24 protein-coding genes are annotated in these 18,420 nt (G+C 65.8%); 9 read left to right on the top strand and 15 right to left on the bottom strand.

Features of this window, described 5'->3' with window-relative positions:
• Nucleotides 1-13: 13 nt before the first annotated feature.
• Nucleotides 14-1,201, bottom strand: coding sequence for an efflux RND transporter periplasmic adaptor subunit (locus BKX93_RS13220; RefSeq protein WP_046168385.1), 1,188 nt, complete (start codon nucleotides 1,199-1,201; stop codon nucleotides 14-16).
• A 219-nt stretch (nucleotides 1,202-1,420) separates the two neighbouring features.
• Between BKX93_RS13220 and BKX93_RS13215 the strand changes: the two genes are divergently transcribed.
• The 5 genes from BKX93_RS13215 to murA all read left to right on the top strand — a co-directional run bounded on the left by BKX93_RS13215 (nucleotide 1,421) and on the right by murA (nucleotide 5,344).
• Nucleotides 1,421-2,068, top strand: coding sequence for a TetR family transcriptional regulator (locus tag BKX93_RS13215; protein ID WP_070980159.1), 648 nt, complete (start codon nucleotides 1,421-1,423; stop codon nucleotides 2,066-2,068).
• An 84-nt stretch (nucleotides 2,069-2,152) separates the two neighbouring features.
• Entirely contained in the window at nucleotides 2,153-3,055 is a 903-nt protein-coding gene (locus tag BKX93_RS13210; RefSeq protein WP_046157983.1) for an ABC transporter ATP-binding protein, read from the top strand.
• Nucleotides 3,052-3,807, top strand: a complete 756-nt coding sequence (locus BKX93_RS13205; protein WP_070980157.1) for an ABC transporter permease — start codon at nucleotides 3,052-3,054, stop codon at nucleotides 3,805-3,807. Before BKX93_RS13210 ends, BKX93_RS13205 begins: the two co-directional genes overlap by 4 nt.
• Nucleotides 3,808-3,834: 27 nt before the next feature.
• The gene (locus BKX93_RS13200) at nucleotides 3,835-4,080 is read left to right on the top strand and encodes a BolA family protein (RefSeq protein WP_046157954.1); all 246 of its coding nucleotides are present in this window, start codon (nucleotides 3,835-3,837) and stop codon (nucleotides 4,078-4,080) included.
• Nucleotides 4,081-4,090: 10 nt separating this feature from the next.
• The gene (gene murA, locus BKX93_RS13195) at nucleotides 4,091-5,344 is read left to right on the top strand and encodes a UDP-N-acetylglucosamine 1-carboxyvinyltransferase (protein WP_046157955.1); all 1,254 of its coding nucleotides are present in this window, start codon (nucleotides 4,091-4,093) and stop codon (nucleotides 5,342-5,344) included.
• An 81-nt stretch (nucleotides 5,345-5,425) separates the two neighbouring features.
• Here murA and BKX93_RS13190 read toward each other — a convergent pair whose 3' ends face one another.
• The 10 genes from BKX93_RS13190 to dapC all read right to left on the bottom strand — a co-directional run bounded on the left by BKX93_RS13190 (nucleotide 5,426) and on the right by dapC (nucleotide 12,993).
• Entirely contained in the window at nucleotides 5,426-6,184 is a 759-nt protein-coding gene (locus tag BKX93_RS13190; RefSeq protein ID WP_052729348.1) for a type 2 periplasmic-binding domain-containing protein, read from the bottom strand.
• A gap of 100 nt (nucleotides 6,185-6,284) precedes the next feature.
• The gene (locus tag BKX93_RS13185) at nucleotides 6,285-6,623 is read right to left on the bottom strand and encodes a zinc ribbon domain-containing protein YjdM (RefSeq protein WP_021475023.1); all 339 of its coding nucleotides are present in this window, start codon (nucleotides 6,621-6,623) and stop codon (nucleotides 6,285-6,287) included.
• A 75-nt stretch (nucleotides 6,624-6,698) separates the two neighbouring features.
• Nucleotides 6,699-7,511 (bottom strand): MlaA family lipoprotein, encoded by an 813-nt coding sequence (locus BKX93_RS13180; protein ID WP_070980155.1) that lies wholly within the window; start codon nucleotides 7,509-7,511, stop codon nucleotides 6,699-6,701.
• A 2-nt stretch (nucleotides 7,512-7,513) separates the two neighbouring features.
• A complete protein-coding gene (locus tag BKX93_RS13175) occupies nucleotides 7,514-7,801 on the bottom strand; it encodes an STAS domain-containing protein (RefSeq protein WP_052717641.1) in 288 nt (95 codons plus the stop codon).
• The gene (locus BKX93_RS13170) at nucleotides 7,801-8,433 is read right to left on the bottom strand and encodes an MlaC/ttg2D family ABC transporter substrate-binding protein (RefSeq protein ID WP_070980153.1); all 633 of its coding nucleotides are present in this window, start codon (nucleotides 8,431-8,433) and stop codon (nucleotides 7,801-7,803) included. Before BKX93_RS13170 ends, BKX93_RS13175 begins: the two co-directional genes overlap by 1 nt.
• Nucleotides 8,434-8,504: 71 nt before the next feature.
• A complete protein-coding gene (gene mlaD / locus BKX93_RS13165; RefSeq protein ID WP_046157958.1) occupies nucleotides 8,505-8,972 on the bottom strand; it encodes an outer membrane lipid asymmetry maintenance protein MlaD in 468 nt (155 codons plus the stop codon).
• Nucleotides 8,973-8,983: 11 nt separating this feature from the next.
• On the bottom strand, nucleotides 8,984-9,769 hold the full coding sequence (gene mlaE / locus BKX93_RS13160) for a lipid asymmetry maintenance ABC transporter permease subunit MlaE (protein WP_046157959.1): 786 nt from the start codon (nucleotides 9,767-9,769) through the stop codon (nucleotides 8,984-8,986).
• Nucleotides 9,762-10,580, bottom strand: coding sequence for an ABC transporter ATP-binding protein (locus BKX93_RS13155; RefSeq protein WP_046157960.1), 819 nt, complete (start codon nucleotides 10,578-10,580; stop codon nucleotides 9,762-9,764). Before BKX93_RS13155 ends, mlaE begins: the two co-directional genes overlap by 8 nt.
• A 318-nt stretch (nucleotides 10,581-10,898) precedes the next feature.
• Nucleotides 10,899-11,720, bottom strand: a complete 822-nt coding sequence (dapD, locus tag BKX93_RS13150; protein WP_046168382.1) for a 2,3,4,5-tetrahydropyridine-2,6-dicarboxylate N-succinyltransferase — start codon at nucleotides 11,718-11,720, stop codon at nucleotides 10,899-10,901.
• 67 nt (nucleotides 11,721-11,787) lie between these two features.
• On the bottom strand, nucleotides 11,788-12,993 hold the full coding sequence (gene dapC / locus BKX93_RS13145; RefSeq protein WP_070980151.1) for a succinyldiaminopimelate transaminase: 1,206 nt from the start codon (nucleotides 12,991-12,993) through the stop codon (nucleotides 11,788-11,790).
• Nucleotides 12,994-13,048: 55 nt separating this feature from the next.
• On the opposite strand from dapC, the gene BKX93_RS13140 reads away from it, so the two are divergent.
• Both BKX93_RS13140 and BKX93_RS13135 read left to right on the top strand, forming a co-directional pair.
• Entirely contained in the window at nucleotides 13,049-13,954 is a 906-nt protein-coding gene (locus BKX93_RS13140; protein WP_046157962.1) for a DMT family transporter, read from the top strand.
• A 23-nt stretch (nucleotides 13,955-13,977) separates the two neighbouring features.
• Nucleotides 13,978-14,553: a GNAT family N-acetyltransferase gene (locus BKX93_RS13135; RefSeq protein WP_070980150.1), complete on the top strand. Its 576-nt coding sequence runs from the start codon at nucleotides 13,978-13,980 to the stop codon at nucleotides 14,551-14,553.
• Between the two features lie 48 nt (nucleotides 14,554-14,601).
• Here BKX93_RS13135 and BKX93_RS13130 read toward each other — a convergent pair whose 3' ends face one another.
• The 4 genes from BKX93_RS13130 to BKX93_RS13115 all read right to left on the bottom strand — a co-directional run bounded on the left by BKX93_RS13130 (nucleotide 14,602) and on the right by BKX93_RS13115 (nucleotide 17,270).
• Nucleotides 14,602-15,108: a hypothetical protein gene (locus BKX93_RS13130; protein WP_070980148.1), complete on the bottom strand. Its 507-nt coding sequence runs from the start codon at nucleotides 15,106-15,108 to the stop codon at nucleotides 14,602-14,604.
• Between the two features lie 256 nt (nucleotides 15,109-15,364).
• On the bottom strand, nucleotides 15,365-15,640 hold the full coding sequence (locus BKX93_RS13125) for a hypothetical protein (RefSeq protein ID WP_070980146.1): 276 nt from the start codon (nucleotides 15,638-15,640) through the stop codon (nucleotides 15,365-15,367).
• Nucleotides 15,641-15,727: 87 nt separating this feature from the next.
• On the bottom strand, nucleotides 15,728-15,955 hold the full coding sequence (locus BKX93_RS13120; protein WP_082107302.1) for a SlyX family protein: 228 nt from the start codon (nucleotides 15,953-15,955) through the stop codon (nucleotides 15,728-15,730).
• A gap of 1 nt (nucleotide 15,956) precedes the next feature.
• Nucleotides 15,957-17,270: a Na+/H+ antiporter family protein gene (locus BKX93_RS13115; RefSeq protein ID WP_046157966.1), complete on the bottom strand. Its 1,314-nt coding sequence runs from the start codon at nucleotides 17,268-17,270 to the stop codon at nucleotides 15,957-15,959.
• A gap of 208 nt (nucleotides 17,271-17,478) precedes the next feature.
• Here BKX93_RS13115 and BKX93_RS13110 point away from each other — a divergent pair, with 208 nt between their 5' ends.
• On the top strand, nucleotides 17,479-17,775 hold the full coding sequence (locus tag BKX93_RS13110; RefSeq protein ID WP_021475592.1) for a DUF2325 domain-containing protein: 297 nt from the start codon (nucleotides 17,479-17,481) through the stop codon (nucleotides 17,773-17,775).
• 237 nt (nucleotides 17,776-18,012) lie between these two features.
• Nucleotides 18,013-18,408 carry an acyl-CoA thioesterase gene (locus tag BKX93_RS13105; protein ID WP_046157967.1) on the top strand — a complete coding sequence of 132 codons (396 nt, stop codon included), beginning with the start codon at nucleotides 18,013-18,015 and terminating at the stop codon, nucleotides 18,406-18,408.
• Nucleotides 18,409-18,420: the final 12 nt, after the last annotated feature.

Here is an 18,420-nt window from a genome sequence, read left to right as displayed (position 1 = left end):
GGTTCCCCCTGGTTTACTGCTTGGCCGCGGCGGCCGGCGCGCTGGCGTCGGCCTGGAACGGGTGAGGCTTGACCTCGGCGCCCGGACGCAGCTTGATGATGTTGTCGACGACGACCTGGTCGCCGGCCTTCAGACCCTGCTCGACCAGCACGTCCATGCCCACTTCCTGCGAGGTGACGATGGGACGCGGCGCGGCCTTGCCTTCGGCGGTGACCACCCAAACCATCTTGCCCTGCTGCGTGGTCAGCACCGCGCGCTGGGGTACGGTGATGGCCGCGGTGCGCACCGCGCCGTTCAGCTGCACGCGGACGAACTGGCCGGGCAGGATGCCGCCTTGCGGATTGGCGAAGGTGGCGCGCGAGCGGATGGTGCCGGTGGTGGTGTCCACCAGGCTGTCGGTGAAGTTCAGATGGCCGGACTTGCCGTACATGCTGCCGTCGGGCAGCTTGAGCTGGACTTCGAAACCGCCGCCGTTGGCCAGCTTCAGCTTGCCGGCGTGCTGCATCTTGCGCAGGTTCAGCATGTCGCCGTCGGACATGCTGAAGTTGACGTAGATCGGGTCCAGCTGCGAGATCTTGGTCAGCAGGCTGGCGTCGGCGCTGGTCGCCACCAGGCTGCCCTCGGAGCGGGCTTCCTGGCTGGTGATGCCGGAGATCGGCGCGGTGACGCGGGTGTAGCCCAGATTGATCTGCGCCTGTTCCACCTGAGCCTGCGCGGCGGCGGTGGAGGCCTTGGCGGCGTTGTAGGCGGCCACGGAGTCGTCGCGGTCCTTCTGGCTGACCGCGTTCTCCTTGAACAGCGGCATGATGCGCTCGTAGTCCTGCTTGGTGCGGGCCAGCTGCGCCTGCTGCACCTGCAGGTTCGCCTTGGCCTGGTCCAGCGCCGCCTTGAACGGCTCGGGGTCGATCTGGAACAGCAGGTCGCCGGCCTTCACCGGCTTGCCTTCGGCGTAGGCGCGCTTCTGCAGGATGCCGCCGACGCGGGCGCGCACTTCCACTTCGCGCGAGCCGGCCGCCTGGCCGACGAATTCGTACGACACCGGCACGTCGGCCGGCTGCGCCTTGATCACGGCTACCGGCACCGGCGGCATCGCGCCGCCGGCTTGGGCGTCGGGTTTCTGGCCGCAGGCCGCCAGGCTGGCGGCCACTACGCCCAGCATCAGCCCGCGCGCGGCGCGCGGGAAAACTGCACTTGCTTGCATGGTTTCGAGTCCTCGAAAGCAGAATCCGGAAAGGTAATGGAGAATTACTTTGTTATTGGGGGAATGGTCTGAGGTGTCATATCCCCGAGTCTGCGCATTTTACATACATACGCGTCTGTATGTAAAATGAAGAAATGTCGAGTCATGTAACAGCTTTGCGATATCGGCTAGGGATAGGCGTTAAAATTCATTAATTAGTACTAGCGTAAAGAATCAGGAATGGCACGGAAAACACGTGAGGAAGCGGAACAGACCCGCCAGCTGCTGCTGGACGCCGCCGAACAGCTGTTCAGCGAGCAGGGCGTGTCGCGCACCACGCTGGCGGAAATCGCCACCGCCGCCGGCTTGACCCGGGGCGCGGTGTACTGGCACTTCCAGAACAAATTGGATCTGTACCGCGCGATGCTGGACCGGGTGTCGCCGTCGTTCGACGACATGCGCGAGCAATTGTTGCTTGTCGCCAACACCGATCCGGCCCAGGCGCTGTGGCAGCACAGCCACCGTCTGCTGGCGCTGATCGAGCATAATCCGCAGGTGAGGCGCATCCTGCTGATCCTGTTCATGCGCAGCGAGCACGTCGGCGAACTGGCGCCGATCCACGAGGAATGCGTCGCCCACATGCACGAGGCGCGCGGGATGCTGAGCCAGGTGGTGCGGGCCGCCAAGGAGCGGGGACAGACCTACGATTGCGTCGATCCGGACGAAGTGGCGGTGGCGCTGCAGTCGCTGCACGACGGCCTGATGAACCGGCTGCTGGTGGAGATGCCGTGTCCGGACGCCACCCTGGCCGCCAGCCGGCTGTTGCAGTATTTGTACCGCGGCATTTTCCTGCCGCCGGTGATGGAACAACTTACCACTTGCGGCTGAGCCGGCGCTATAATTGCGCTTTTTTCTCAAGCCACTAGCGCGCGTTCATCCGGACGGCATCGCCTTGGTGGCCCCATGGTTTTCATGTCCCACGCAATCGAAATCGAGGCCGTCAGCAAGCGCTACGGCCAGCTGCAGGCGCTGGACCGGGTGAGCTTCGCTGTCGAGCCCGGCGAATTCTTCGCCTTGCTCGGCCCCAACGGCGCCGGCAAGACCACGCTGATCTCGGCGCTGGCCGGCCTGGCCCGCCCCGACAGCGGCAGCATCCGGGTGATGGGCCGCGACGTGGTGCGCGACTTCCGCGACGCGCGGCGCGCGCTCGGCGTGGTGCCGCAGGAGCTGGTGTTCGATCCCTTCCTGTCGGTGCGCGAGACGCTGCGCTTTCAATCCGGCTACTTCGGCCTGGCCCGCAACGAGGCCTGGATCGACGAGCTGCTGTTCAAGCTGGGCCTGGCCGACAAGGCCGACAGCAATATGCGCGCCTTGTCCGGCGGCATGAAGCGCCGGGTGATGGTGGCGCAGGCGCTGGTGCACCGCCCGCCCGTGGTGGTGCTGGACGAGCCCACCGCCGGCGTCGACGTCGAGCTGCGCCAGAGCCTGTGGACCTTCGTCCAGGAACTGAACCGCGCCGGCACCACCATCGTGCTGACCACCCACTATCTGGAAGAAGCCGAGGCCTTGTGCGGCCGCATCGCCATGCTGAAGAAGGGCAGGCTGCTGGCGTTGGAGAACAAGGACAAGCTGCTGGCCCACAGCGCGAGCCGCGAAGTGGCGGTCAAGCTGTCCGGCCCGCTGCCCGCGAGCCTCGCGCCGCGCAAGCTGCGCGACGACGACGGCCGCGCGGTGCTGCAGCTGGCCGAGCTGTCCGAGCTGGAGGGCGTGCTCGCCGAGCTGCGCCTGGCCGGCGTGGAAGTGCGCGAACTGAACGTGGTGGAGGCGGATCTGGAAAGCGTGTTCGTCAAGATGATGAATGGAGGCGCGGCATGACCGGCTTCTTCACCCTGTTCAAGAAGGAACTGGTGCGCTTCTGGAAAGTGGCGTTCCAGACCGTGGCGGCGCCGGTGCTGACCGCGCTGATGTACCAGCTGATCTTCGCCCACGTGCTGTCCAAGCATGTCGAGGCCTATCCCGGCGTCGACTACACCGCCTTCCTGATCCCGGGCCTGGCGATGATGTCGATGGCGCAGAACGCCTTCGCCAACAGCTCGTCCAGCCTGATCCAGTCCAAGATCACCGGCAACATCGTGTTCCTGCTGCTGCCGCCGCTGACCGCGGCCGAGTTCTTCTTCGCCTATCTGCTGGCCTCGATCGTGCGCGGCCTGGCGGTGGGCGCCGGCGTGCTCGCCGTCACCGCCTGGTTCGGCCTGCCGTTGCCGGCCCAGCCGCTGTGGGCGCTGGTCTTCGCGGTGCTCGGCTGCGGCGTGCTGGGCGCGCTGGGTGTGATCGCCGGCATCTGGGCGGAAAAATTCGACCAGTTGGCCGCCTTCCAGAACTTTTTGATCATGCCGCTGACTTTCCTGTCAGGCGTGTTCTATTCCATCCACAGCCTGCCGCCGTTCTGGTACGCCGTGTCGCACGCCAACCCGGTGTTCTACATGATCGACGGCTTCCGCTACGGTTTCTTCGGCCAGGCCGACGTCAATCCCTGGCTGTCGGCCGGCGTGGCGGCCGGCAGCTTCGCGCTGCTGTGCGCGCTGGCGCTGGGCATGATCCGCGCCGGCTACAAGCTGCGCCACTGAACCCTATTCGCCATTCGGACAATCAAGATGACCCCTGAGCAAGTCAAACAATATATCGAGGCCGGCCTCGACTGTGCTTTCCTGAAAGTGGAAGGCGACGGCCACCACTTTTACGCCACCGTGGTGTCGGCCGCCTTCGAGGGCAAGCGCCTGATCGACCGCCACCGCATGGTGAAGGAAGTGATCGCCAGCCGCCTGGCCAGCAACGAAATCCACGCGCTCTCCATCGTCAAGGCGGCCACGCCGGACGAGTGGGCCAAACAGCAAGCCTGAAAGCAATACCATGGATAAACTGAAAATCATCGGCAACGGCCCGCTGAATGGCGAGATCCGCGTCTCCGGTGCCAAGAACGCCGCGCTGCCCATCCTCTGCGCCGGCCTGTTGACCGGCGACACCATGCGTTTCACCAACGTGCCGATGCTGCGCGACATCGCCACCACCCAGAAGCTGCTGCAGGGCATGGGCGTGCGGGTGATGACCGACAATGTGCACGAGGTGGAGATCACCGCTTCGCAGCTGGATAGCCTGGTGGCGCCGTACGAGCTGGTGAAGACCATGCGCGCGTCCATCCTGGTGCTGGGCCCGACGCTGGCGCGCTTCGGCGAAGCCACGGTGTCGCTGCCCGGCGGCTGCGCGATCGGCAGCCGCCCGGTGGACCAGCACATCAAGGGCCTGGTGGCGATGGGCGCGGAAGTGTCGATCGAACACGGCTACGTCAAGGCGCGTGCCAAGCGTCTGCGCGGCGCCCGCATCGTGATGGACATGGTGACTGTCGGCGGAACCGAAAACCTGCTGATGGCCGCCACCCTGGCCGAAGGCACCACCATCCTGGAAAACGCCGCCCGCGAGCCGGAAGTGACCGACCTGGCCCACTGCCTGGTGGCGATGGGCGCCAGGATTTCCGGCATCGGCAGCGACCGCCTGGTGGTCGAGGGCGTGGACAAGCTGCACGGCGCCGAGTACGCGGTGATGCCGGACCGCATCGAGGCCGGCACTTTCCTGGTGGCCGGCGCGATGACCCGCGGCCACGTGGTGTTGCGCAACGCCGCGCCTCAGAGCATGGAGGCGGTGCTGGACAAGCTGCGCGAAACCGGCGCGCTGATCGAATGCGGCGACGACTGGATCTCGCTGGACATGAAGCAGCGCCCCAAGGCCGTCAACTTCCGCACGCTGCCGTACCCGGCCTTCCCGACCGACATGCAGGCGCAGCTGATGACGCTGAACTGCGTGGCCGAGGGCGCCGGCGTGGTGACCGAGACCATCTTCGAAAACCGCTTCATGCACGTGCCGGAACTGAACCGCATGGGCGCCAACATCGAAGTGGAAGGCAACACCGCCATCGTCAAGGGCGTGGAGAAGCTGTCCGGCGCCACCGTGATGGCCACTGACCTGCGCGCGTCCGCCAGCCTGGTGATCGCCGGCCTGGTGGCCGAGGGCGAGACCATCGTCGACCGCATCTACCACCTGGACCGCGGCTACGAGTACATCGAGAAAAAGCTGGGCGCCGTCGGCGCGCTGATCGAGCGCGTCAGCTGAGCGCAGAGCCGTCGATGACGGAAAACGCCGCGGACCTTCGGGCCGCGGCGTTTTTTGTCCGGCGCCGGCGTTTGCCGCCGCTCACTGGCCGGGGCGGACGGCGGCGTAGGCCGGCGAAGCGCGCACCTCGGCCACGGCGTCCCATATGCGCCGGGCGAGCGCCGGCTGGCGTTGGTAGAAATCGTGCGAGAAGATCAGGTAATAGGGTTTGACCGCCAGCGGCGGCTCCAGCTTGTCCAGCTTGTTTTGCAGCGACGGGTCGGCGGCGATGGCGTCGTCCGCCGCCCGGCTTTGCAGCGCCGCGCCGTCCACCCTGCCCAGCAGCACCTTGCGCAGGATGACCGCCGCGCTGCGCGAGCTGCTGTCCACCCGCAGGCCCCATTGCTGCAGCTGGCCGACGATGGAAAAACCGGCCTGGGCGGCGATGCCCCTGTCCGCGTGGGCGATATGGCGGCCGTCCCAGCCCAGATGGCCGTTTCTGGCGCGGTAGAGATGGTAGCTGTCGGTCAGCATGCGCAGCGCGGCGTCGGGTTGGCCGTGCTTCAGCGGAAACTCGCCCAGCGCCATCCGCTCCGGCGCGTAGCTGACCTTGTACAGGCCGTCCAGGCGGCCGGCCTTGACCTCGGCCATGCAGCGCACCCAGGGCAGCGCTTCGGTCTGGATCGCGATGCCAAGCCGGTCTGCCACCATGCCCATCATGATCTGGCTGAGGCCGCGGCCGTTTTCCAGCAGCCAGGGATAGGATGGCGCGTCTTCATGGCACAGGCGGACGGCGGGAGGCTGGGCGGCGGCCTGGCATAGCCACAGGCCGGCGCATAGTCCGGACAATACGCGGATCATCGGTGTCGGCGCTTGGCGATGGAGTTGTCATGAGTATAGAGGGGATGAAAAAAGGCGGCCCGGGGCCGCCTTCGTCGATCGCCGGCATCCGCCGCGCGGGTCAGGCTTTCTTGACGAACTCCGACTTCAGGCCCATCGCGCCGATGCCGTCTATCTTGCAGTCGATGTCATGGTCGCCGTCCACCAGACGGATGTTCTTCACCTTGGTGCCGACCTTGACCACCAGCGACGATCCCTTGACCTTCAGGTCCTTGATCACGGTGACGCTGTCGCCGTCCTGCAATACGTTGCCGACAGCGTCGCGCACCACGCGTTGTTCCTCAGCCGCGGCGGCGGGCTGGTCGCTCCATTCATGCGCGCACTCCGGGCACACGAACAGCGCGCCGTCCTGGTAGGTGTATTCCGATCCGCATTGCGGACAGGCGGGCAATTGGCTCATGGCGGCTCCTGTGTTTTGAAAAAGAAAAACGCCGCCGTCCGGGGGACGGCAGCGGCATGGGGACGAGGTAGGCGCTTATTGCGCGGCAGACGCGGCGGCGGGCGCGGAGGCTTCCGCCGGCGCGGCTTTGCGTTCTGCCGCCGGGGCGGAACTGTCGCCGCCGTTCACCAGGTCGTCCAGATTGAAGTTGTCCACCGGCTGGGTCGGGTCCGGCTGGCCCAGCTGTTTGGCGCGGTATTGCATATAGAGGTCGCGGGTATAGCTGTAACGGTCCACCGCGGCGGTGTCCAATAAATTGTCGGCGCCCAGCAGCTTGGCGCGGGTGTTGACGCCGTAGACGCTGTAGAAGGCAATGGCTTCGTTGGTGTTGTGGTAGACCAGCTTTTCCGGGCCGGGGCCGGCCAGCGAGGTGGCGAGGCCGGTGCTGTCGCGCACCGTCGACGGGCCGAAGAAGGGCAGTACGAAGTAATTGCTGTTCTTCCAGCCCCAGGAGACCATCACATCGCCCAACGAGGTCTTGTTGTTCTTCAAGCCGGCTTGGTCGGCGATGTCGATCAGGCCGAACAGGCCGAAGCCGGTGTTCATCGCCACGCGCATGAAGTCGTTGGCGGCTTTTTCCGGCTCGGCGCGCAGGATGTTGAAGGCGAAGCTGTAGACATCCTTCAGGTTGTCGAAGAAGTTGCCTACTCCGGTGCGGATCGGCGATGGCACCACGGCCTGGTAACCCTGGGCCACCGGCTTGATCACCCATTGATCGGCTTTGTCGTTAACCGTGAACATCGCGCGGTTGTACGGCTCGTACGGGTCGTAAGCGGTGGTGGGGTGGCTGGCGCAGCCTGCCAGCAGCAGCAGTAGCGCGGCGGGGGCCAGGAATCGGGCGGGGCGCATGGTCATTCTCCGGCGCAAAGCAGCGCCTCCAGGTCGTACAGGCCGGCCAGCGTGGCGAGGCCGGCGGGCATGCCGGACAGCGTCAGGGCGTGGCCGGCGGCGGCGGCGGCGCGGCGCGCCGACAGCAGCAGCGCCAGCGCGGCGGAGTCTGCGGCTTCCACGCCGGACAGGTCCAGCCGCAGCGGCCCCTGGGCCGCCAGCTGGACCAGCGGCCGCGCCAAGCCGGCGCAGCTGTCCATGTCGATGCGGCCGGACAGGCTGGCCGCGCCGGGGGCGGTGGCGTTCAGCATCAGCCCTTGCCCTTGGCGGCCGCAGCGGCAGATGCCGGGCCGGCGTTCTTGTCCTGCAGCAGCTTGATCAGGCCGTCCACGCCGTTCTTGCGGATTTCCTCGTTGAAGCTGTTGCGGTACACGGTCACCAGGCTGGCGCCTTCCACGCTGACGTTGTAGATCTTCCAACCCTTGTCGCCCTTGTTCAGCACGTAGTCGACGGACACCGGATTGGTGTTGCCCGGCAGGGTGACGCTGGATTTCACGGTGACGTCCTTGCCGTTGGTGCCGGCCACCGGGTTGGGCTGCACATTGACCTGGGCGGTCTTGAAGCGGGTCATGGTGGTGGAGTAGGTGCGCACCAGCAGGGTCTGGAACTGCTGGGTCAGCTCATTGCGCTGATCCGGCGACGCCTGGCGCCAGCCCAGGCCGACCGCCAGCGCGGTCATGCGCGGGAAGTCGAACAGCGGCACGGCGACGGCTTCGGCCTGCTGGCGCACTTGTTTGGTGTTCTTGCCGTTGTCCTGCTTCAGGATGTCGAGCACTTGGCGCGAGCCGTCCTTGATCAGCTCTACCGGGTTGTCGGCGGCGGCCAGAGCCTGGGTGGAGGACAGGCCCAGCATCAGACAGAACAGGGTAAGCAGTTTCTTCATTTGCGACATTCCATTTTTCACTAGTCGGGCGGCACGCGGTGCCGCGAGGAGGGTTGGCCCCGCTTGCGACGCTATTTGCTTGCGTCTTTGCCGGTAAATCCGGTCATGAATTTACCGATCAACTGTTCCAGCACCAGCGCCGACGAGGTGATGGTGATGGTTCCGCCGGGCGCCAGATTGGTTTCCGAGCCGCCTTGCTGCAGGCCTATGTATTGCTCGCCCAGCAGGCCGGAGGTCAGGATCGAGGCGCTGACGTCGTCGCTGAGCTGGTAGGTCTTGTCGATGTTCAGCGCGACGCGGGCGCGGTAAGTCTTCGGGTCCAGGCGGATGTCGGACACGCGGCCCACCAGCACGCCGGCTTCCTTGACCGGGGCCTTCACCTTCAGGCCGCCGACGTTGTCGAAATCGGCGTAGACGATGTAGGTTTGCGACGCGCTCTGCGGCGTCAGGTTGGCAACCTTCAGCGACAGGAAGACGACGGCGGCGATGCCGAGGGCGACGAAAATGCCGACCCACAAATCAATGGTAGAGCGTTTCATTTGTTTTATTCCTAGAACATGAAGGCGGTCAGCACGAAGTCCAGCGCCAGGATCACCAGCGCCGAGGTGACCACGGTGCGGGTGGTGGCGGCCGACACGCCGGCGGCGGTCGGGGTGGCGTCGTAGCCTTCGAACACGGCGATCAGCGTCACGGCGATGCCGAACACCAGGCTCTTGATGATGCCGTTGACCACGTCGTAGTGCAGGTCGACGTTGCCCTGCATCTGCGACCAGAACGTCCCGGCGTCCAGGCCTATCATCACCACGCCGACCAGGTAGCCGCCGAAGATGCCGACCACGTTGAACAGCGCGGCCAGGATGGGCATGGAGACGACGCCGGCCCAGAAGCGCGGCGCGATCACGCGGGCCATCGGGTTGACCGCCATCACGCTCATCGCGTCCAGCTGCTCGGTGGTTTTCATCAGGCCGATTTCGGCGGTCATCGCGCTGCCGGCGCGGCTGGCGAACAGCAGCGCGGCCAGCACCGGGCCCAGCTCGCGCAGCAGCGCCAGCGCCACCATCGCGCCCAGCGCGTCGGCGGAGCCGAACTTGGCCAGCGTGGTGTAGCCCTGCAGGCCGAGCACCATGCCGACGAACAGGCCGGAGACAACGATGATGATCAGCGACATCACGCCGGCGAAGTAGATCTCGCGTATCGTCATCTGCAGCCGCAGCAGGCTCTGGCCGCTGTTGAGCAGGATGGCGGCCAGGAAGCGGGCGGCGAAGCCCAGCCGCCAGACGGCGTTGATGGTGGCATGGCCGAGGCGGCGCAGCGGCGAGGTCAGAAAGTCAAGCATGCCCGCCTCCTTGCAGACCCAGGTCCGCAGCCAGCGAGGTGGCGGCGGGGAAGTTGTAGTGCACCGGGCCGTCGGCCTCGCCGTTGATGAACTGCTTCACCCAAGGAGAGTCGGAAGCGCGAACTTCGTCCGGCGTGCCCTGGGCGATGATCTGGCCGCCCGCGACGAACAGCACGTGGTCGACGATGGCCAGCGACTGGTGCACGTCGTGGGTGACCATCACCGCGGTGGTGCCCAGCGCGTCGTTCAGTTTCTTGACCAACAGCGCGATCACGCCCAGCGAGATCGGGTCCAGGCCGGTGAAGGGCTCGTCGTACAGCATCAGCTGCGGATCGAGCGCGATCGCGCGCGCCAGCGCGACGCGGCGCGCCATGCCGCCGGACAGTTCGGCCGGCATCAGCTTCTGCGTGCCGCGCAGGCCCACCGCCTCCAGCTTCATGGTGACGAGGTCCTGAATCATGCTTTCCGGCAGCTTGGTGTGCTCGCGCAGCGGGAAGGCGACGTTGTCGGCGACCGAAAGGTCGGTGAACAGCGCGCCGAACTGGAACAGCATGCCCATGCGGCGGCGGTGCTGGTACAGCTCGGACTGGCTCATCCGCGCGATGTCGCGGCCGTCCACCAGCACTTCGCCCGATTGCGGGCGAATCTGGCCGGAAATCAGCCGCAGCAGCGTGGTCTTGCCGCTGCCGCTGCCGCCCATGATGGCGACCAGCTTGCCGCGCGGCACGCTGAGCGTAAGGTTCTTCAGGATGGGCCGGTCGCCGTAGGCGAAGCTGACGTTCCTGAATTCGATGAAATGGTCTGTGGACACAAAAATTCCAAACAGCTTGAAAGAGGGGTCTCGTATCTGACCCCGCTGCGACGGTGAAATTCAACCTGCTTCGCTACCGGCGGGAATCAGGCCGGCCGCGGTTTATGGTAGCGTACTATCCGGTCTCGAATAGCTGGATTTTATAGCGTTGGCGACTTTGCGCCAAATCTCGCTATGTTACGGTGTGCAAAATCGCCGCAATTTGATGCTTATGTCATCGCGACAGGGGCAGGGGTGTTGCCATAATGGCACACCGGCCGCGCCCGTGGATCGGTTCGCGGCCGGCGCCAAGACGCCGGGAGGCGTCTTGGATCGGGATCACACGCCGCGCAGCAGTTCGTTGATGCTGGTCTTGCTGCGGGTTTGCGCGTCCACCTTTTTGACGATCACCGCGCAGTACAGGCTGTGGCTGCCGTCCTTGGACGGCAGGTTGCCGGACACCACCACCGAGCCCGGCGGCACGCGGCCGTACATCACTTCGCCGGTTTCGCGGTCGAAGATCTTGGTGGATTGGCCGATGTAGACGCCCATCGAGATCACCGAGCCCTCGCCGACGATCACGCCCTCGACGATTTCCGAGCGCGCGCCGATGAAGCAGTTGTCTTCGATGATGGTGGGGTTGGCCTGCAGCGGCTCCAGCACGCCGCCGATGCCGACGCCGCCGGACAGGTGCACGTTCTTGCCGATCTGGGCGCAGGAGCCGACGGTGGCCCAGGTGTCCACCATCGCGCCTTCGTCGACGTAGGCGCCGATATTGACGTAGGACGGCATCAGCACGGTGTTCTTGGCGATGAAGCTGCCCTTGCGCGCCACCGCGCCCGGCACCACGCGGAAGCCGGCTTCCTGGAAGCGGGCCTGGCTCCAGTCGGCGAACTTGGTGTCCACCTTGTCGAAGTAGCGGTTGACGCCGTCGTCCTGCACCGCGTTGTCGCGGATGCGGAAGGACAGCAGCACCGCCTTCTTCACCCATTGGTTCACCACCCAGTCGCCGCCTTGCTTCTCGGCGACGCGCAGATGGCCGTTGTCCAGTTCCGTTACGACCTGCTCAATGGCGGCCTTCAGTTCCGGCGACACGGTGGCGGGGGTGATCTCGGCGCGGTTTTCGAATGCCTGTTCGATCAGGCTTTGGATCGGATGCATCTGGTTCAGTCCTTTGGCAATGTGAATCGAAGTCGTCATCTGTGATTCTGGGTCCTGTGGCGGAGCGTCACGCCGGCGTCGCGGCGCGCTGGGTCTGGAGGAATTCTACAATCCTTTGCGCGGCGGCCACGCATTCAGCTTGCTCGGCCACCAACGCGATGCGCACGTAGCCGCGGCCGGGGTTGGCGCCGTGGGCGTCGCGGGCGAGGAAGCTGCCCGGCAGCACCGTCACGTGTTGCTGCTGGAACAGCGCGCGGGCGAAGGCCGCGTCGTCGCCGTCCGGCACTTTCGCCCACAGGTAGAAGCCGGCTTCCGGCATCTCCACCTCGAGAACCGGCTGCAGCAGCGGCAGCACCGCGGCGAATTTGGCGGCGTAGGCGGCCCGGTTGGACTCGACGTGCGCCTCGTCGTTCCAGGCGGCCTGGCTTGCCGCCTGCACCGTCAGGCTCATCGCGCTGCCGTGGTAGGTGCGGTACAGCAGGAACTGCTTCAGGACGGCGGCGTCGCCGGCGACGAAACCGGAGCGCATGCCGGGCACGTTGGAGCGCTTGGACAGGCTGGTCAGCATCACCAGCCGCTCCAAGCCGCGGCCGAGCGCGCGGGCGGCGGACAGGCCGCCCAGCGGCGGCGCGTCGAAATAGATCTCGGAATAGCATTCGTCGCTGGCGATCACGAAGCCGTAGCGATCCGACAGCGCGAACAGCTTGTCCCAGGCGGCCAGGTCCATCACCGCGCCGGTGGGATTGCCGGGGCTGCAGACGATCGCCAGCTGCGCGCGCCGCCACACGTCATCCGGCACGCCGTCCCAGTCCGGCTGGAAGCGGTTCGCCGCCTCGCAGTTCAGGTAGTAGGGCTCGGCGCCGGCCAGCAGTGCCGCGCCTTCGTAAATCTGGTAAAAGGGATTGGGAGACACCACTACCGGTTGGGACGCGCCGCCGGCGTCGATCAGGCACTGGGTCAGCGAGAACAGCGCCTCGCGGCTGCCGTTGACCGGCAGCACTTCGCCGGCCGGGTCCAGCTTCACGCCGTAGCGGCGCTCGGCCCAGTCGGCGCAGGCCTGGCGCAGCGCCGGCGTGCCTTGCGTCGCCGGGTAGCCGGACAGGCCGGCGAGATTCGCGCACAGCGCGTCCTTCACCAGTCGCGGCGCCGGATGCTTGGGCTCGCCCATCGCCAGGCTGATGTGCGGCAATGCCGCCGGCGGCTTGGCATCGGCGAGCAGCGTCGCCAGGCGCTGGAACGGGTAGGGGTGCAATTGGTCCAGGCGGGGATTCAAAGCGGCGTCTCCATCGGAAATTCGGCACAGGCAATCGACCATCTTAAGAACAGCCATGACACCTGTAAAACAAAAAATCGTCGCCACCTCCGGCATCCTCACCACCGCGCTGGTGTGGGGGCTGATGTGGTACCCGTTCCGCAGCCTCAACGCCCAGGGCGTCAGCGTGCCGATGGCCTCGCTGGCCACCTATCTGGTCACCATCGCCGCCGGCCTGACGCTGTTCTTCAAAGTCTACCGGCGCCAGTTCCATTTCGAGCCGGTGCTGGTGCTGCTGACGCTGTTGTTCGGCTGGTGCAATTTCAGCTACACGATGGCGGTGGCCGAAGGCCAGGTGATGCGGGTGCTGCTGTTGTTCTACCTGTCGCCGCTGTGGACCGCGTTGCTATCCAGGCTGCTGCTGCACGAGCACCTGACCCGCCGCGGCTGGGCGGTGGTGGGCTTGTCGCTGCTGGGCTGTTGCGTGTTCATCTACCGGCCGGAACTATTCGCCGGCGAGCTGCCGCTGACCCACCGCTACGAGTGGCTGGCGCTGTCAGGCGGCATGGCTTTCGCGCTGGGCAATGTGATCAGCCGCCGCTCGCACGGCATTCCGGTGCCGGTGAAGTCGGCGACGGTGTGGTTCGGCGTGGCGCTGATCGGCGCGTTCTGCCTGCTGCAGAGCGGCGAGCTTCCCAGGATGCTGGAAATCCCGGCCGAGAGCTGGCTGGTATTGTCGATTCTGGGCGTGGTGCTGCTGTGCACCAGCGTGGTGTCGCAGTACGGCCTGTCCATCATGCCGGCTACCCAGGCGATGACGCTGATGCTGATGGAGCTGGTGTTCGCCGCGGTGTCGGCCTATCTGCTGGCCGGCGAGAAAATGTCGCTGCAGGAGTGGCTGGGCGGCGCGTTGATCGCCGGCGCCAGCCTGCTGTCCGGCGGCATGAGCCGGCCCGGCAGCAAGCCGCAGCCCACGCCTTGAGTATCGAGAATCGGAAAGACAAGATGCAGATTAGATTGATGGAGCCGCGGGATTTCGCGGAGTTCTGGCCGGTGTTCAGCGAGGTGGTGGCCGCCCGCGAAACCTACGCTTTCGACCCGGACATGGACCAGGAGGCGGCGCGCCGGCTGTGGTGCGAGGCGCCGCTGGAAACCTGGCTGGCGGAAGACGACGGCCAACTGCTGGGCAGCTATTTCCTCAAGGCCAACGCCGCCGGGCCCGGCGGCCACGTCGGCAACTGCGGCTACATGGTGGCGCCGGCGGCGCGAGGCAAGGGCGTGGCCCGCGCGATGTGCGAGCATTCGCAGCAACGCGCGCGGGAGCGGGGGTTTCTGGCGCTGCAGTTCAACAGCGTGGTGGCCACCAACGCGGCGGCGGTGGCCTTGTGGCAGAAGCTGGGCTTCGACGTCGTCGGCCGGCTGCCGCGCGCGTACCGTCACGCGGTCCACGGGCTGGTGGACTGCCTGGTGATGTACAAGTGGCTGGGCGAGGCGGAAGCGCCGGCGATGCCGGAGCCGGTCAAGCTGATCGGCCGCAAGAATATCGAGGCGACGGTGTCGCGGCGGCGCAAGCGGGACTGAGGGGGAGGCCGCCCCGCGGCGGAAGCCGGCGGGGCGGGAAGCGGGCGTTTACAGATTGTCCAGGTACTGTTGCAGCGCCCGGATATTGTTGTCGTAGGCGGCCGGGGTGCCCAGTTCGACGCCGCCGCTGCGCACGTAGTAGGCGAACGCCACGCCGCGGGTGTCGAAGAAGGGCAGGAAGTCGTCCGGCTGCAGCGTGCTGCCGTTCAGGCCGATCGCCCAATTATTGGCCTTGTAGTGGTTCAGCTGCGTGATCGCGCCGTGCACGGCGATGCCCTCGGCGCTGCGGATCAGCGCGACGTAGTGGTTCAGCGTGTCGATGTTGATCTGATAGGCCGACGGCTCGCCGACGCTGACACCCTGCGCGCGGACGTAGTAGGCGAACGGCAGCTGGCGCTCGGTGAAGAAGGCCAGGAAGTTGTCCGGCGCCAGGTTGTCGCCGTTCAGGCCTATCGCCCAGTTTTTCGACTGATACTCCTTCAGCTGTTTGACGACGCCGTCGGCGGCTTCGATTTCCTGCCTGGCGGGAATGTTCACTGCGATGCTGTGTGCCATGTCGGATACTCCTGCGTTGGGGTTGGTCAACAGCAGAAGGTGGGGGGGCGTGTCGCGGTCATGAAAGTCTCCGTTTCCGGGTGGGCGCCGCGGGGCGGCGGAAAGTGAGACCAGCCTAGCGCTGGCGGCCGGGCGCGGATACTGGGATTGCGGCCAGCCGATTTATGTCGGCAGATATCCTATAAAAGCAGGTATATCGACACATTTGTCTGCAAGATTTTGCATTTGCAAACCTGTTTTTCCGATAAGGCGGCGTTCACCAGTTGATCGTGGCATGGGACAGCTTGGGATCGCCGTGGGGATTGATCTGCGCCTTGTAGCGGGTGTTGGCCTTGAGCGAGACCGGTCTGGAGATATTGCCGGGGGAGATCGATTTCTGTTGGCTCAGCAGCGTGGGCGCGCCAGCGTCCGTCATGTCGAAGACGCTGCAGTCGGCGGGGCTGCCGTTGACCAGAAATGTGAGCTTGGCGTTCTGGCTGCAGGTGAAGGTGTGTTCGAACCCATTGCCCAGATGAAGCCGGAAGGTGCGCATGGCGGTCTCCCCGAATATGGGCGGCGCGGAATGCGCTGCCCATATGCGGTGAACGGGGAGACGCGCGCGGCGTGAAGTGCGCCGCGCTCAGTAGTGCGGCGGAATCTCGTCGCGCGGCGATCCGCCGGGGCCGTCGTCCGGCTGCGCGCTCCTGAACTGCTGGTACAGCAGGCGGATTTGCTGCTGCAGCAGGTCGATTTCCTTCTGCTGGCGCGCGACGGTGGCGTTCAGCGCGTCCAACAGCTCGTCCTGGAAGGCGAGGCGCACTTCCAGCGCCTCGACGCGGTTTTCGTTTTCGGTATGCATGCCCGCCATTCTACAACACCATCGCCGCGATCCAGCCGGCGGTCATCAGCGGCAGGTTGAAGTGCAAGAAGGTGGGGATCACCGTGTCGCGGATGTGGTCGTGCTGGCCGTCCAGGTTCAGGCCCGAGGTCGGGCCCATCGTCGAGTCCGACGCCGGCGAGCCGGCGTCGCCCAGCGCGCCCGCGGTGCCGATGATGGCCACGGTGGCCATCGGCGAGAAGCCCAGGTGGGCGCACAGCGGCACGTAGATGGCGGTGAGGATGGGCACGGTGGAGAACGACGAGCCTATGCCCAGCGTCACCGTCATGCCGATGGCCAGCATCGCCAGCGCGGCCAGCGAACGCTGGCCCTCGAACAGCGCCGCGCCGGCCTTGACCAGCGGCGCGATCTCGCCGCTGGCGCGCAGCACTTCGGCGAAGCCCTGGGCGGTGATCATGGTGAAGCCCACCATCGCCATCATCTTCATGCCCTCGTTGAACACGCCGTCGGCGTCCTTCCACTTGACCACGCCGGCGGCGAGGAACAACAGGAAGCCCGACAGCGCGCCCATGATCATCGAGTCGGTGTACAGCTGCACCGAGAACGCGGCGACGATGGCGGCGAAGGCGGTGGCAAGCGACTTGCGGCTGACGCGGGCGTGGGTGCGTTCGGCGTTTTCGATCTTGCCCAGCGAGTAGCGGCGCGGCTTGCGGTAGCTGACGAACACCGCCGACAGCAGGCCCGCCACCATGCCCAGCGCCGGAATCGCCATCGCGTGCATCACGTTGATGCCCGAGGTGTCCATGCCGGCCTTGGCGGCGTTGCCCAGCAGGATCTGCTTCAGGTAGATGTCGCCGAAGCCCACCGGAAACACCATGTACGGCGTCACCAGGCCGAAGGTGATCACGCAGGCCACCAGCCGGCGGTCCAGCTGCAGCCGCGCCATCACGTACAGCAGCGGCGGGATCAGCATCGGAATGAAGGCGATGTGGATGGGCACCAGATTCTGGCTGGCGACGCTGACGCAGCCCAGCAGCGCGATCAGCGTCCATTTCAGCTTGCGGTGGGCGCTGGCGTGCTCCAGCTTCTTCACCGCCAGGTCGGCCATCGCGTGCGGCAGGCCGGATTTGGCGATGGCGACGGCGAAGGCGCCCAGCAAGGCGTAGGACAGCGCCACCGAGGCGCCGCCGGTGATGCCCTGGTTGAAGGCGGCGAGGGTGGCGGGCAGCGACAGTCCGCCGGCGAGGCCGCCGACCAAGGCGCCGATCAGCAGGCTGATGACGACATGGGTGCGCAGCAGGGTCAGGGTGAGCATGGCGCCCACGGCTAGTACAACGGCATTCATTTGTATAGACAAATCAGTGGCTTATGCGCGGCTGCGCGGGGCGGGCAGGGTAACGGGTTTGCCGGGGCCTGTCTAGCAGTCTGACCTTCCATGCCATCTATATATCAAATGGGTATTGAAATAAAATTTATTATTACTTTGAGGGATTAAGCGGCCGCTTTACAGTCAAACCATCACCCGATTCCGCTCGAGGCGGCAAGGAGGCAAGATGGAAGCGCTGCTGGTGGGAGCCGATAGCCTGGGCAATATTCCGGAGGTGCTGAGCCTGTACGACATCCGCATCGCCCGCCACATCTGCGGCCGCAACGTCGCGCATCAGCGCAAGGCGGCGCTGCCCGGCCGGCCGGACGTGCTGATCCTGCTCACCGATTTTCTCGGCCACAACGTGATGCGGCATTACCGCGACCGCGCTGCCGCGCTGGGCATCCCGGTGCTGGCCTGCCGCCGTTCCGCCACCGCGGTCGAGCAGCGTTTGCGCCACCATGGCTGGAGGAGGCTGTCATGATTTTTTCCGGCAACGAAAACTGGCTGGCCTGGCTGCTGGGCCGTACCGCGCTGCAGGCGCCGCCCAAGGTGGAATGGCGCCGCGTCGCGCCGCCGACAACCCCTTCCTCCCGCTGAAATCGGATGGCGGCGCTGGTTCCCCGGCCGCCTATCTGAGAAACTCCCTGCCATCGTCGGCGTCCAAGCGGCTTGTCCGCCGCGGCGGGCGCTTCATCGTTTCGAAACAGGGAACCGCTTGATGTCAGTCTTTTCCGTTGAATTCAAAGTGCGCGACTACGAGTGCGACATGCAGGGCATCGTCAACAACGGCGTCTATTTCAATTACCTGGAACATGCCCGGCATGAGTTCTTGCTGGCCAAGGGCATAGATTTCGCGCAGCTGGCGCGCGACAAGATCAATCTGGTGGTGGTGCGCTCGGAGATGGACTACAAGGCCTCGCTGACCAGCGGCGACACCTTCGCCGTCACCGTGGCTTTCGAAGCGGTGTCCAAGGTGCGCTTCGGCTTCCGCCAGCAGGTGGTGCGCGCGGCCGACGGCAAGGTGGTGCTGGATGGCCTGGTGATCGGCACCGCGATCAATGAACGCGGCCGCCCCGCCATTCCGGAAGGCTTCGCCGAGCGGCTGACTGCCTGAGTCTGCCGCCGC

Source organism: Chromobacterium vaccinii (assembly GCF_001855275.1).
In the GTDB taxonomy this organism is placed as follows: Bacteria; Pseudomonadota; Gammaproteobacteria; order Burkholderiales; family Chromobacteriaceae; genus Chromobacterium; species Chromobacterium vaccinii.
Note: the sequence above shows the minus strand (reverse complement) of the source record. Positions and strands in the feature narration are given on the sequence as shown.

Coding starts and splice junctions, on each gene's coding strand:
- BKX93_RS13220 (WP_046168385.1), bottom strand. CDS start 1,201: ATGCAAGCAAGTGCAGTTTTCCCGCGCGCCGCGCGCGGGCTGATGCTG.
- BKX93_RS13215 (WP_070980159.1), top strand. CDS start 1,421: ATGGCACGGAAAACACGTGAGGAAGCGGAACAGACCCGCCAGCTGCTG.
- BKX93_RS13210 (WP_046157983.1), top strand. CDS start 2,153: ATGTCCCACGCAATCGAAATCGAGGCCGTCAGCAAGCGCTACGGCCAG.
- BKX93_RS13205 (WP_070980157.1), top strand. CDS start 3,052: ATGACCGGCTTCTTCACCCTGTTCAAGAAGGAACTGGTGCGCTTCTGG.
- BKX93_RS13200 (WP_046157954.1), top strand. CDS start 3,835: ATGACCCCTGAGCAAGTCAAACAATATATCGAGGCCGGCCTCGACTGT.
- murA (WP_046157955.1), top strand. CDS start 4,091: ATGGATAAACTGAAAATCATCGGCAACGGCCCGCTGAATGGCGAGATC.
- BKX93_RS13190 (WP_052729348.1), bottom strand. CDS start 6,184: ATGATCCGCGTATTGTCCGGACTATGCGCCGGCCTGTGGCTATGCCAG.
- BKX93_RS13185 (WP_021475023.1), bottom strand. CDS start 6,623: ATGAGCCAATTGCCCGCCTGTCCGCAATGCGGATCGGAATACACCTAC.
- BKX93_RS13180 (WP_070980155.1), bottom strand. CDS start 7,511: ATGCGCCCCGCCCGATTCCTGGCCCCCGCCGCGCTACTGCTGCTGCTG.
- BKX93_RS13175 (WP_052717641.1), bottom strand. CDS start 7,801: ATGCTGAACGCCACCGCCCCCGGCGCGGCCAGCCTGTCCGGCCGCATC.
- BKX93_RS13170 (WP_070980153.1), bottom strand. CDS start 8,433: ATGAAGAAACTGCTTACCCTGTTCTGTCTGATGCTGGGCCTGTCCTCC.
- mlaD (WP_046157958.1), bottom strand. CDS start 8,972: ATGAAACGCTCTACCATTGATTTGTGGGTCGGCATTTTCGTCGCCCTC.
- mlaE (WP_046157959.1), bottom strand. CDS start 9,769: ATGCTTGACTTTCTGACCTCGCCGCTGCGCCGCCTCGGCCATGCCACC.
- dapD (WP_046168382.1), bottom strand. CDS start 11,720: ATGCATCCGATCCAAAGCCTGATCGAACAGGCATTCGAAAACCGCGCC.
- BKX93_RS13140 (WP_046157962.1), top strand. CDS start 13,049: ATGACACCTGTAAAACAAAAAATCGTCGCCACCTCCGGCATCCTCACC.
- BKX93_RS13135 (WP_070980150.1), top strand. CDS start 13,978: ATGCAGATTAGATTGATGGAGCCGCGGGATTTCGCGGAGTTCTGGCCG.
- BKX93_RS13130 (WP_070980148.1), bottom strand. CDS start 15,108: ATGGCACACAGCATCGCAGTGAACATTCCCGCCAGGCAGGAAATCGAA.
- BKX93_RS13125 (WP_070980146.1), bottom strand. CDS start 15,640: ATGCGCACCTTCCGGCTTCATCTGGGCAATGGGTTCGAACACACCTTC.
- BKX93_RS13120 (WP_082107302.1), bottom strand. CDS start 15,955: ATGGCGGGCATGCATACCGAAAACGAAAACCGCGTCGAGGCGCTGGAA.
- BKX93_RS13115 (WP_046157966.1), bottom strand. CDS start 17,270: ATGAATGCCGTTGTACTAGCCGTGGGCGCCATGCTCACCCTGACCCTG.
- BKX93_RS13110 (WP_021475592.1), top strand. CDS start 17,479: ATGGAAGCGCTGCTGGTGGGAGCCGATAGCCTGGGCAATATTCCGGAG.
- BKX93_RS13105 (WP_046157967.1), top strand. CDS start 18,013: ATGTCAGTCTTTTCCGTTGAATTCAAAGTGCGCGACTACGAGTGCGAC.